Source organism: Agromyces sp. ISL-38, from assembly GCF_018613935.1.
Lineage (GTDB): Bacteria > Actinomycetota > Actinomycetes > Actinomycetales > Microbacteriaceae > Agromyces.
The window spans coordinates 116,253-129,673 of record NZ_JAGGPF010000011.1 but is presented as its reverse complement, the minus strand read 5'-3'; the positions used below and the strand labels follow the sequence as shown (position 1 = coordinate 129,673).

The 13,421-nt window shown below is 65.7% G+C and carries 6 protein-coding genes; 5 read left to right on the top strand and 1 reads right to left on the bottom strand.

The genetic code is table 11. The annotated features are described in order from the left end of the window. Positions 1-2: 2 nt before the first annotated feature. From J7E25_RS13845 to J7E25_RS13825, 5 genes are all read left to right on the top strand, one after another. A complete protein-coding gene (locus J7E25_RS13845; protein ID WP_214870737.1) occupies positions 3-6,371 on the top strand; it encodes an RHS repeat-associated core domain-containing protein in 6,369 nt (2,122 codons plus the stop codon). Then, complete coding sequence (locus J7E25_RS13840) at positions 6,365-7,027, top strand: hypothetical protein (RefSeq protein ID WP_214870736.1); 663 nt, start codon at positions 6,365-6,367, stop codon at positions 7,025-7,027. The genes J7E25_RS13845 and J7E25_RS13840 overlap by 7 nt, the downstream gene beginning before the upstream one ends. A gap of 493 nt (positions 7,028-7,520) precedes the next feature. Further along, positions 7,521-7,931: a hypothetical protein gene (locus J7E25_RS13835; RefSeq protein ID WP_214870735.1), complete on the top strand. Its 411-nt coding sequence runs from the start codon at positions 7,521-7,523 to the stop codon at positions 7,929-7,931. 721 nt (positions 7,932-8,652) lie between these two features. Then, positions 8,653-9,024, top strand: coding sequence for a hypothetical protein (locus J7E25_RS13830; protein ID WP_214870734.1), 372 nt, complete (start codon positions 8,653-8,655; stop codon positions 9,022-9,024). Positions 9,025-9,447: 423 nt separating this feature from the next. Further along, the gene (locus J7E25_RS13825; protein ID WP_214870733.1) at positions 9,448-12,918 is read left to right on the top strand and encodes a discoidin domain-containing protein; all 3,471 of its coding nucleotides are present in this window, start codon (positions 9,448-9,450) and stop codon (positions 12,916-12,918) included. A gap of 62 nt (positions 12,919-12,980) precedes the next feature. Here the strand turns inward: J7E25_RS13825 and J7E25_RS13820 are convergent, their stop codons facing one another. Further along, on the bottom strand, positions 12,981-13,379 hold the full coding sequence (locus J7E25_RS13820) for a cupin domain-containing protein (RefSeq protein ID WP_214870732.1): 399 nt from the start codon (positions 13,377-13,379) through the stop codon (positions 12,981-12,983). Positions 13,380-13,421: the final 42 nt, after the last annotated feature.

The following is a 13,421-nucleotide window of genomic DNA, read 5'->3' as shown; positions in this document are numbered from 1 at the left end:
GGATGACCACGAACGGGGTGCGCGTGCGCGAACGGCTCATGTTGACAGTCGCTGGTGGCCTGGTCGTGGTGCTCGGCGTGGACCCGGGCATGCTGGGGGCGGCGTGGTCGTGGGCAGCGCAGGCTGCGGCGACCGGGGTGATCGACGAGTCTCGCGAGCAAAATCTCGCCGCCGCCGGTGCGACGCTCGACCCGGAGACAGCGGCCGGGCCCATCCCGATCGCGGGCGCTGCGGAGGATCCGGACCAGCCGCTGGTCCCACTGGCACTGCCGGCCGACCTCCCGACCGCTGCTGAGGCGACCGTAGACCTGCCCGGCACGCAGACGCCGGGAACGGGGGTGCCGGTCGAGCTCGGCGGGATGTCGGTGATCGTCGCACCGGTCGAGGGCGAGCCGTCGCCCGAGCGGGTGTCGCTGAAAGTTCTCGATCAGGCGGCGACCGAGCAGGCGGGCGTCACCGGGGTCATCCTCGAGGTCGCCGACGCATCCGACACGCCAGTACCTCTGGACAAGACGGTCAAGCTGTCAGTCTCGTATGACGCGTTCGCCGGGGTCGGCGGCGGTGACTGGGCGTCCCGGTTGCAGGCGGTGTGGGTGCCGAACTGCGACACCACCGCTGAACCAACGCCGGAGTGCCGCCCGGTCCTGTTGGAGAGTTCGCACGACGAAACCGCCCAGACCGTGAGTGTCACGGTGCCCGTGAACCCGGCCGCGTCGGGTGGGGCTGCGGCGCCGGCGATGTTGCAGTCAACCACGACCACCACCACGACGACATCGACGGGTTCGTCGGGCGGGTCGGTCGCGATCACCGCAGGTGTCGCGGGGCCGTTGGGCGACTGGTCGGCGACGCCGCTGGCGTTGTCGTCTACGTGGGGCACGACCGGTGCGACGGGTGCGTTCACGTGGTCGTACCCGATGCGGGCGCCGCAAGTGCCGGCGGGGCCGGCACCAGAACTCGCCCTGTCGTACTCGTCCGCGGTCTCCGACGGGCGGATCGCGTCGACGAACAACCAGTCCGGGCTGGTCGGTGAGGGCTTCGATGTGGGTGCGAGCTTCATCGAGCGCACGTACAAGTCGTGCGCCGATGACGAGACCTCCGGGGCGAACAATGCCGGCCTGTCCGCGCCTGACCTGTGCTGGGGTCCTGCGAACGCGACGCTGTCGCTGAACGGCAGCGGATCTGAGCTGGTCAAGGACCAGAACAGCGGCACGTGGCACCCGAAGCGGGACGACGGAACCCGCATCGAGCACATCACCAGCGGCGGGGCGAAGGGTGAGTACTGGAAGGTCACCACAACCGACGGCACCCAGTACTTCTTCGGCCAGCAAGTCGACGCCTCGTCGGCGTGGACGGTGCCCGTGTACGGCAACCATGCCGACGAGCCGGGGCACGCGGCCTCGTTCAAGGACTCGTCCGACGAGCAGGTGTGGCGGTGGAACCTCGACCGGGTGATCGACCCGTCGGGGAACACGGCGTCGTACTTCTACACGGCTGAGTCCAACAACTACCGGCCCTTCTACGGTGACGCCGCCGTCTCGTATGTCGCGGGCGGGTACCTGAACCGGATCGAGTACGGCACACACGCCGACGACGGTGTCAGCCAGGCGCCGGCGAAGGTCGAGTTCACCCACACCCCCCGTTGCATCACGAACCTGGCCGTGCCGGACTCCTGGTGCTCTGGCGCGCAGTCCGCGACGACCGGGTACCACTGGCCCGACACCCCGGTCGACTTGATCTGCGAGACCACGACGGGTTGTGAGACGTACGCGCCTACATTCTTCAACCGCACCCGGTTGGCGAAGATCACCACCTATGCGAACGTCGGCTCGGACTTCCAGCCGGTCGACTCGTGGGCATTGTCGCAGCGGTTCGTGCCGCAGGGCGACGGGATCGGGTTGGAGTACGCGACCGGCATCATGCTCCGCCTGGAGGCGGTCGCCCACACTGGTCAAGCCGGCTCCAAGGACGATGTGGCATTGCCTGCGGTGAAATTCGATTACACGGCGTTGAAGAACCGAGTCCAGGCCGCCGACACTGGCGCAGACGCGCTCTACCGGCATCGGGTGACGAGCGTGCGGACCGAGTCCGGCGGGCGCCTCAGCGTGAATTACACGACCCGCTGCGTGGAGGGGCTGACCGCGGACCCTGCGGCGAACACGGACCTCTGCTTCCCAGTGAAGTCGAACGACGGAGACCCGCACACTGACTACTTCTACAAGTACGTGGTCGACACCGTCGTCGAGGGACACACCAACCTCGAACCGTCTGGCCCCGAGCTGATCACCGGGTCATTGGCCGTGACCACCCGGTACGACTACACGGACGCCGCATGGAAATGGGTGAAACCGGACACTCCGCTGATCGAGGACGCCGACAAGACCTATTCCGAGTTCCGCGGTGCGAAGCAGATCACCACGATCACCGGGAACTCCGGCGCCCAGCAGACCAAATCCGTCACCACCTACTACCGCGGGACCGGAGAATCCCTGACCGCCCCGATCAGCGGTGTCGGCACCGTCACAGACGTCGACCGCCTCGCGGGCGAGGTATTCACTTCCACCGAGCTCAACGGGACTATCAAGGTCTCCGAAACGGTGAGCACGTTCGGCAATCCGGTCACCGTTGCGACCAGCGCACAGGACGCCGCCTACACTGCGACCCGCATCCCGTCGCAGACCGTCGACGCGGTCACCTACAACGCGGCCGGGACATCGGCAGTGCACCACACCAAGACCACGACGACGTTCAACGCGTTCAGTCAGCCGACCACGGTCGACGACCGCGGCGACATCGAGACCGCGTCGGACAACCTGTGCACGACGACCACCTACGCGCACGAAACCGATGACGACCTCGCCGGGAAGCACCTTGTTGCATTGCCGTCCGTGCTCGAGACGGTCGCGAAGGCATGCGACCAGCTACCGCAGCGGCCGGCCGATGTGGTGTCCGCGTCCAAGCTCACGTACGACGCATCCGGTCGGCCGACCAAGGTCGAGACCATCGACCCGCAGGACGGTGATGGATTCATCCAGACATCGACCGTGAAGTACGACACCCGCGGCCGGGTCACCGAGAACACCGACGCTGCCGGTAAGACCACCACCATCGGGTACACCCCCTCGGCGGGTGGGTTGGTCGCGGAGACCACCACGACCAACCCCCTCGGGCACGTCACGACGACCGGATTCGACCCGATCCTCGGCGTCCCCGTCTCCTCGACCGACGCGAATGGGCGCACGACCACGGGGGTGTACGACGCCCTGGGCCGATTGCATAAGGTCATCTACCCGCAGCACGTGAACGCGCAGTTCCCATCCGTACAGTACGAGTACACCGTCCAGCCGAACGGGCTGAACGCGGTCGTCACCAAGACGATCTCCGCGGACGGGAAGCGCCAACACGCCAGCGCCGTCCTCTATGACGCACTCATGCGCCCGTTCCAGACCCAGCAAGAAGGGCGAGGCACCGGAACATCCGACCAGGGCCGGATGGTGGCGCACACCATCTACGACTCCACCGGCCGCATCGTGAAGCAAACCGAGCCCTGGTGGGTGCAGGGCGGCGTGTCCGCTACCCCGGAGACACCGCCCGCTGACACGTCCGGGCACACAACGTTCGAATACGACGACGCAGGCCGGCAGACCGCGCAGATCTTCTGGGTGCACACCGACTCCGACCCCGCCAACGAGAAGTGGCGCACCATCACCCACTACGACGGCGCGAAGACACTGCAGATCCCGCCCATGGGCGGAACGCCGACCAAGACCACCGTTGACGCCCGCGGCCGCACCGTCGAGTTGACCCAATACGTGCGCGATCCTGACGAGAAATCCGAGGCCGACACCGTCGCCGAAGTGTTGGCACTCGAGGACCCCGCCAGCAGGACTCCGACCACAACCACAACCAAATACACGTACGACGCGGCCGGGCGACTGTCAGGCATGGTCGACCCCGATCTCAACGAGTGGGCGTACGGCTACGACTGGGCCGGCCGGCAGATCACCGCATCTGATCCCGACGCGGGCGACTCGTCCACGACGTATGACGTGCTCGGCCGCGTGCTCACCCGCACGAATGGCAACGGCCAGACCCTCGGGTACACCTACGATGCGCTCGGTCGCACCACCAGTGTCCGCGACGGCTCCCCGACCGGCACCGTCCGCGCGGAATGGCAGTACGACACGGTCCTCAAGGGTGTGCTCACCTCAGCCACCCGGTACGTGGGCGGGCAGGCGTACGTCACCCGCACGGATGCCTGGGACGCCGCGTACCGGCCCACCCAGACTTCCCTCGTGCTGCCGAACACGGGCGCGTTCACGAACCTACAGACCCGGACGCTCAGCACGAAGCACGCGTACACCGTCGACGGGCAGACCGCGGCCGTCACCTACCCCGCCGTTGTGGCAGCCGACACGTCCGCGGATGGCAAGACGATCCTCGGCGCGGAGAAGGTCACCACGATCTACGACACCGCTTCGTCGATGCCGTCCTGGATGAGCGGCGGCTTCGGGTGGGGCACCTACGTCGCCGCGTCCCGATTCGCCGCCGACGGCCGCCCGCTGCTCGCAGACCTCGGGAACACGTACGGGGCGGTCGTGTCGTACCGGTATGAGGACGGCACGAAACGATCGGCCGGGATCAGCCTCGACCGCGAACGCATCAACGGCACCGAACTCGACCTCAGCTACACCTACGACCCGGCCGGGAACGTCACCAGCATCAAAGACACCCCGACGAATGCGCCGCTGTCCGGTGCAGCGTTCCAGGACAGCCAGTGCTTCAACTACGACGGCCTCGCGCACCTGCAAACCGCGTGGACACCCGGCAACGGGGACTGCGCGCAAGCACCATCCGCGGGTGCGATGGGCGGTGCGGCACCGTACTGGACGAACTACACCTACGACGTCCTCGGCAACCGCACCAAGCAGACCGCGACCGCCGCCGACGGCACCGCGATCACGACCACCTATGCGCACGGTGCCGGCACAGCGGGCCCGCACGCGGTCACGACTGCGACCATGGCTGGGCTGCCGATCAAGTACGGCTACGACGCGGCCGGGAATCGCACCACCGTCGAGGTCTCGGGCCAGACCGGGCGATACACGTGGGATGCCGAAGGCGAGCTCACCACCGCCGGCGACACGTCGAACGTGTACGACGCCGACGGGAACCGGATCGTCCGCACCGATTCGAGCGGCACCACCGTGTACGCCGGCGGGCAAGAGATCCACATTGCGGCCAACAGGGCGGTCAAGGCCACCCGGTACTACTCGTTCGCGGGCAAGAGCGTCGCGATCCGCACCGACCGCGGCCTCGGCAACGGCGTCACCTCCCTGGTCGCCGATCATCATGGCACCCCGATCGCGGCCATCCCGAACGGCGGCCACCCCGCCAAGACCGCGATCAAACGCCTCTACACCGATCCGTTCGGCGCCACCCGCGGCGCATCGGATGCCGCCACCGTGCCTGGCGATAGCCAGTTTCTCGGGAAGACCCGCGACGGAACCACTGGGCTCACGCAGGTGGGTGCGCGCTACTTCGATGAGGCTGTCGGTGCCTTCATCAGCGTCGACCCGCTCCTCGACCTCGCGGACCCGCAACAGTGGAATGCTTACGCGTACGCCAATAGCAACCCCGTCACGCGCTCCGACGCAACCGGACTGCGCGTCACAGACGTAGCGTCCGATTCCCCCGCGGACCAAGCGCGGATCACCAACGCCTACAAACACGCACGAGGACTCGAGATGGACGTCGTGCCGGATGTCACGGTAGATCCGCCGGTTCGTGAGTCGGCGTCAGATGACGACAACAGCATCAACCTGGGCGGTGGGCTGCCGAGTTGCGGTGGCCAGATGAGCTTCAATCGAGGCGCGTGCGGCGAAGGAACGAACTACAGCGAGCTCGACGATCCTCTCGATCCTCTCGCATGCGACTCATTCAGCTTCAATAAATGTCACGCCGGCGTCAACGTTGGGCTCGTTACATGCGCTGCTGCAGGGGGCAGCTCGGTGGTGGTCGCAATGGGCGCGAGCGTGTGCAACGTTGTCATGCCCGATGGCTCGCGAGTGGCTGTCGGAGGGGTGGACTTTGGGCTTGGGCCGAGCACGAAACTCGCAGCAGAGGCCGGAGCTGGGTTTGGCTACACGAACGCCCGTACGGCTGAACAACTTGACTCGCTAATGTGGTCGGCTGAAGGCAGCTATTCCCAAGGGTTTGGAGGAAAGGGCGTCTACGCGTACGGAGTCGGCCCGGATGGCGAGGATGTTTGGATGATTGTGGTCCTGGCCCAGGTCGGATATGGAGCCGGTTTTTCTGGCGGTGGATTCGGACTTGGAGGCGGAGCCTCATGTCGGATAGGCGAAACGTGTTGAACGAAGCTGTACTTCGCGACCTCATCCGTGGATCTGGCAGCGGCGAAGTAGTCGTGGCAGCGCGCTATGAGGTTGGACCGGAGCGCCTGTTTCGCCCTGGGCGTGTACGCTCATCAACTGTTTCAGCCGTGCTCTGGTCGATGTTCTGCGTTCTCTTTATCACCATCACAGTCATGCTGGTTTCCTCGGATGGTAACGTCGCCTCCTTCGCCGGGGTCCCGATGCCGGCAATTGTCCTGGCCGGAAGCTTCGGGGTTTTCGTAATCTTCTTGTGGGTTGTTCCGGTCATGTACCGGCGCTTCGGAAGCATGGCATCGCGCCTTGGGATCCGCCTCTTTGTCGTCGGCGCTACGCCGTTTTCGCGACAGTTCCTCGTCATCACGGAGTCATCGATCGTCCTTTTCCACTACTCGGGCCGCGTGATCGGCAGCTGGCCGCGTCGCGAAGTCGTCGTGACAGCGCTGAAGCAGTTCGGCCCTGCCGTGAGCTTGGTGATCACGACTGAATATGCATTCGCTGAGATTCCGATTGCGCTCGAGGTGGGCGGACCAGCGGCCCCATTCTGGTCCAACGGCGGGATCATTGGGCGCCATGCCTTGCGTGATGCGCTAGATAGCGTCTTGCGAGAATCGGGCTACGCTCAGGCGAAGGTCTAATCGGCCGTCCGGGTGGCAGGCTCGTCTTCCGACAAGCTGACTAGGGGTGTTCTCGGTCCCGCGACAAGGATCGCGGGCCAATCTTCGAGGGCTCGCGATGCCGTCTTGACCGAGGCTCAGTGGGACGGGATCTCCTCCGGTGCTCGCCGGACGAGGTGATTCGACATGCGCGCGGATGCGCCTGATCGACCCAGCGTGGACAAGCTCCAATCGTGCGGCGAGCGAGCACTGCGGTCGGCGCGGCACTCACGAAAACAAGTTGAATCATTAACTGTGCCCTTCAGCTTCTCGAGCGAGGTGTTCTAGTCGAATGAGTCCCTTTGAGCAGGTCGCTGAACATATCGCAGACCGAATCCGTCTATTGACGTTGCCTGCCCAAGTCGGGTTGTACGCCGCTGCCGGGTGAGCACTCATCAGCAGCTACATTTCCTGGTGCCAGGCGGTAGGACGGGTTCCGGCTACTGCTGTCCTCGATCAAGCAATTGACCTTGCGGTGCAGTTTGCTGTTGATAGCACGGCGACGGTTGATCCGGGTGCGCTTGAGGCTGTTGAGGCTGAAACTCCGTCTGAGCCGACCGACGCAGAGATGTTCACCGCTGCCCAAGACTGCTGGATCTGCGTCGACACCGCACTGCGTAGCGCGCTCGGCGAATTCGACCCGTCGGACTCCGCCTGGTACCTACTTGAGCCAATGTTCCAAGCAGTATCTGCCCGACTGTTCGGCCTCTCTGACGTCGGCAGCGAACGACAGGCCGACGCGGAGCGAGCGGCGCTCGACGACGCCGAGCTGGCTGCAGCCGTGGAAGCCGTTGAGGCTGCGATCACGATGCTCGAAGATCGCGCGGTAGATCGAACCCGCCTCGAGCTGCTGACAACGATTCTCGAGCCGGTAGCGCCCTGCTAAGCGAGTACCGGCCGTGGTGACTCGTCAAGTCCAATGCGCGCAGTGTGGACCGCGGGCTCAGGTCCTCGCGACCGATCCCGAGACCGGGGAGAGCGGACCGCGGCCGGTGACGGCGTTGATCACCGGTGATGGGGAGAAGGACCTCACGACGATCACGATCGCTGGTCAGGGCGGGGACGACGCAGGTGCGGTGGTCGCGACGGACGGGCACCCGTTCTGGGTCCCCGAGCTGGGCCGTTGGGTGGTCGCGGGTGACCTGTTGCCAGGGGACTGTGGGGGTACCGAGAACTTGTCGATGACCCGGACCACTTCTCGGCTCTCGTGGGCGAGAATCCCGACGCTGTCGCGATCTTTGCTCAGCAGATCGCGGAAGCAGAGTCAACGGGTGTGTAGCGTCGGTCCGCTCCGTACCCGAAATCACATCACGCGACACCCATCAAGAACTCGCCCGCCAGCCCTCAAACCGTGTTTAGCAACACGGCCTAGTGATGTCGCAATGCCGTCGGTGAGCAGGAGCGGATGATTGCTGCCGAGGTCGAGGCCTACGTGGTCGCGGACGTCGGCACCGTGGTCGCGGTGAGACGGCATCTCATGCCACGAGTGGGAATCGCTCCGATCGACGGGTCTTCACCATCGGGCGAAATGTGCGACTGCGGAGTGAGTCGGGCTCGGTGTCGCAGCCCCGGCAATCACACGCCAATCGAGTGGGACTGGTGATCACATGCGCAGCTACTGGACTCTCCCGGGATTCGAGGATGTCTACCTCGAGGACAGCTGGGTGCTCGGAATAGCGCAAGAGGTGGACAGTCTTACTTTCACGGTGGACGTTGTTCTGCGCGAGACTCATCCCTCTTATCAGCCACCTGTAGAAGGTGAGCAGTACTGTTACCGCCGCGGGCGGATCCTCTTCGAGAAGATTAGAGCCTTGTCCTGGACGGAACCGCCTGCGCTACCCGCCGTGGACGCTATGGGAGAGTCAGACTTCGGCTCGTTCGACGTGTTCGAAGTGAGCGACGGAGCATACGTAATTGCTGGGGATTTCGGACGACTTGAGGTTCACTCGCAGGAGCCAACCTTGGAATTGGTCGAATAATCCGCCACGTGGATCGCGTCGTCGTCGTGGCAGTGCATGCCATGTTGCTCGCCTGACTGGAGACGCGACTTGTGCCGGACACTCACGGCGTGAGAGTGAGTGGGAGGCGCTCATCCGCGTCGTTCTCGTGGCGTGTAGTGCCGTCCGTGCTGGGCGCGCTCGCGGGCGTCGCGGGCGTTGACATATCGCGTCCCAAGGTCCCATGCATCGGTCGGTACTCGGCCGGGATATTCGGTGCAGATGCCTCGCGAGTTGATCGGAGTCGCATAGGGGCTCGCGTTCGCGCGGATATCGATTACCAAGCCGCCGCTCGCAATGCTTGACAGCCCGGCTCGCTTCGCTCCATAGTGGACAACGCTATCCAACCAACCTTGCCCCAGCGGCGAGTCGTGTATCCCATCCGAACGACGAAGGAGTCCCGTGATGCAACGTCCGTTCGAGTGGATCCGGCGGAGGCGGCTGAGCCTCGCGGCGATCGCGGCCGCGTTCGCGCTGGTGGCGACCCCGGTGCCCGCGCTGGCCGCCGATGAACCGCCGAAGCACGTGGAGGTGTCGTTCGACGAGAGCACGAGCGACGACGGCTTCACGCACCCAGGAATCGGGGTGAGCGCCGAGAACCTCCTCCGGGCACGCGAGCACGTGCAGGAGGGCGCCGAGCCCTGGGCGACGTACTACGGCGCGATGGTCGCGACGAAGTACGCGTCGACGACCCTGCGTTCGGCGAACCAGTCCGCGGTGCTCGACCAGCCCGCGGGGACGGCCTTCAACTCGCAGGCGGTGCAGTCGAGGCTGATCCAGGACGCGTGGGGCGCATACACGCAAGCGGTGCTCTACGTGATCACGGGCGACCCGGTGCATCGCGAGAACGGCATGCGCATCATCCGGATCTGGTCGAACATGGATCCCGCCGCCTACGCGTACTACCCCGACGCCCACATCCACTCGGGCGTGCCGCTGCAGCGGCTCCTCATGGCCGCCGAGATCTTCCGCTACTCGACCGTCGCCGACGGCTACACGGCATACGACCTCGCCTGGCACGATTCGGACACCGCGAAGCTGACCGACAACCTCATCGTGCCGATGACCGAGACCTTCCTGCACACGAACTGGCGGTACCTCAACCAGCACATCTACCCGCTCATCGGAGCCATGTCGGGGTACATCTTCACCGACAACCGGGAACGCTACGACGAGGGCGTCGAATGGTTCACCGTCAACTCGACGACGACGCGGCCCGAGCAGAACGGCGCGATCGCCGCGATCTATCCGCTCATCGACAAGCACGATCCGCTGAATCCGTACGGGTACAGCTTCGTCCAGCACCAGGAGATGGGGCGCGACCAGGCACACGGCTGGGACGACGTCAACACGCTCGGCGTCATGGCGCGCATCCTCACGGTGCAGGGCACCAAGGTCGATCCGGTCACCGGTACCCGCTCCACAGCGGATGACGCGGTGTCGCCGTATGCGTTCCTGGGCGACCGGCTCCTCGACGGCGCGAATGCGTTCGTCGGGTACATGCTCGGACACGAGATCCCGTGGATCGATACGACGGGCGGCGCGGGCGTGCTCTCGGAGGCATACCGCGGCCGGCTGTTCAACTCGATCGATGAGATGTACCACGTCTACCGCTACGACCTCGGGCGCGACCTCGAGAAGGAGGCACCGAACCTCGAACAGTGGCATAAGCAGGCCGACGGCCCGATCTTCTACTGGGGTGCCAGCCTGTACAACTTCTGGGATCCGAACCCCGACTACGCGCCCGACTACTGGCTCTCCCTGCCCGAGGAGATCGCCGGCACGACGCCGCCGGCTCCGACTGACCCGAAGGTGCAACTCGAGCAGCGCGGCGTGCACATCGACGGCACCACGAAGGTGCTCACCGACGGCGACACCACGTTCGCGCGGTTGAAGGCCTCGAAGGCCGGAAGCACAGTCGCCGTGCGCACGCTCATGTACGTCGGCCGCACCGGCTACAGCCCGGTCGGCGTGAGGGTCCGCACCGACGGGCCCGCGACGCTCGAGATCCGCAAGCGCCCTGAGCTCGCGCCGTATCACTCACTGCCGCTGCCCGACACGCATGGCGAGTGGCGCTACATCACCTACGACGTCGACACGAAGGTGCTGCCCGGCAGCACGTTGGGCGACAACCTGGCGTACTACACGGCGAAGGGATCCGGCAAAGTCAACGTCGACCTCGACCACGTCGAGCTCGAGGCGAAGACCAAGCTCGACATCCCGGCGTTCCCACAGGGCTCGGCGACCAGGCTCATCGGTGTCGCGGGCGCCGAATCCGCTCGTGATCTCGCTGCGACGGATCCGAAGGGCGCGACGCTCGAGTACGAGGCATTCGGGCTTCCTGAAGGGGGGAGCGTGGATGCCGCATCCGGTCGCCTGACCTGGACGCCCTCCAAGAAGCAGGTCGGCAACCACCGGTTCACGCTCGCGGCGTCGAACGGCGAGGTCACCAGCACGCTCGAGGTCGAGGTCGAGGTCGCCGCCACCCGGCAGGCGGCGCTCGAGGCGGCCCTCGCCGGATTCGATCCCGGTGAGCGATACGTGTCGGATTCGCTCGCCGAGTTCCAGCAGGTGCGCGCGAGCGCAGAGGCATCCGTTGACACCGCAGACGACGGGACCTTCCTCACCGGACTCGCTGCGCTGCAGGAGGCCGTGGCTGCGCTGCAACTGCTCACCCCGCGCCTGGCCGACGATGGCTCGTTCGACTATCGCGGACTCGTCACCTCGACCCTGTCGGCGGCCAACGTCTCGAACCTCGTCGACGGCGACTTCAACACGACGACCGGCGACCTGCGTGCACCCTTCACGTTCGACTTCGGCGCCGGGTTCCGGGTGTCGGCTGACGCGATCGGACTCCAGGCACGGTACAACTTCGCCAACCGCTCGCAGGGCGCCAACGTCTACGGTTCCAACGACGGCCGCACCTGGACCCTGCTGACGTCGCGGGAGACCACCGACACGACCGCGCAGAACTTCGCGATCGAGACGATCCCGGTCATCGCCGAGCTGCAGGACTCGACCTGGCGGTACCTCAAGGTGCAGGTCGACCACCCGGGGGTGCCGACCGACCCCGTGTATCCCGGGATCTCGTCGTTCAGCGAGATCCGCCTCCACGGCGAACGCCACGAGATGGTCGACGCGATCGCTTCAGCCGCGCTCACGTCGACGAACGCCGAGACGGGGAAGGCGGTGAACGGCGACACGGTCACGCTGACACTGGTCGCCGACCAGCCGCTCGCCGGCGTCGATGCGACGATCGAGGGACGCCCGGCCACGGCCTCGTCGAGCGACGGGCTCACGTGGACCGCCGAGCTCGTGCTGCCCGACGACGTCGACTACGGGAGGAACCTCGTGTTCGCGGCCGACTATCGCACCGCGGCCGGAGACCAGGGTGCGACGGTCATCGAGACCACCGACGGATCGTCGCTCGCGCTCTGGAACACCCACGTGAGCTCCCTCGAGATCCGGCGGGAGTGGGTCGACGCCTCCACGGTGCCATGGCCGGGCACTTCGGGAACGACGCAGGACAACGGATGGCGCATGTTCGACGGCGACCTGACGACTTACCCTGACACCACCGTGGCCAACGGCTGGGTGACTGTCGTGCCGACTGACGAGACGACATTCACGTTCGACGTCGTGCGGATGCGGCCGCGAGCGTCGCAGCTCCCGCGTGCGAACGGGACCGTGCTCCAGGGCTCGAACGATGACGGAGCGACGTGGCAGACGCTCGTCACCTTCACCGGCGTCGCCGCCGATCAGTGGTACAGCTTCCCGCTGCCGGCCGAGGCGCACGTCGAACGGCTCCGCGTGCTCGACGAGCACGGCGGGCGAGTCAACATCGCCGAGGTGCAGTTGCTCCACGACGATCGCTGAACCGCGTCGAGGCGGGTGGGTGCTGCAGATGGGCACCCGCCCCGCCTCGCGTTGCGTTTGGGTCAGTCGGTCGGTTCCACCTGCGCGCGCACCGCGAATCGGTCCAGCTGCCGGTCAAGCGGAACGCTGCGGTCGCTGGCTTCGTCGCCCGTGTGCTTCGTCGTCACGGTCTCGACGAGCACGATGCCGCACTCCTCCTTCGCAACCGGGTTGTGGCGCACTCCTCTTGGAACGACGAATGCTTCGCCGGGGTTCAGTACCACGTCATCGCGATCTTCAAGTTGAATCACGAGCCGCCCGTAGACGACGAGAAAGAGCTCGTCTTCATCCGCGTGGTCGTGCCACATGAGTTCGCCGAACAACTTCGCAACCTTGACGTACTCGTTGTTGACCTGGCCGACGACACGTGGCGTCCAGTGGTCCGTGACAGCGGCGAGTTCGGCGGCGAAGTTGATGATCATCCGGTCAGCCTAATCATCACGGGCGGCGACCTACTCACCGTC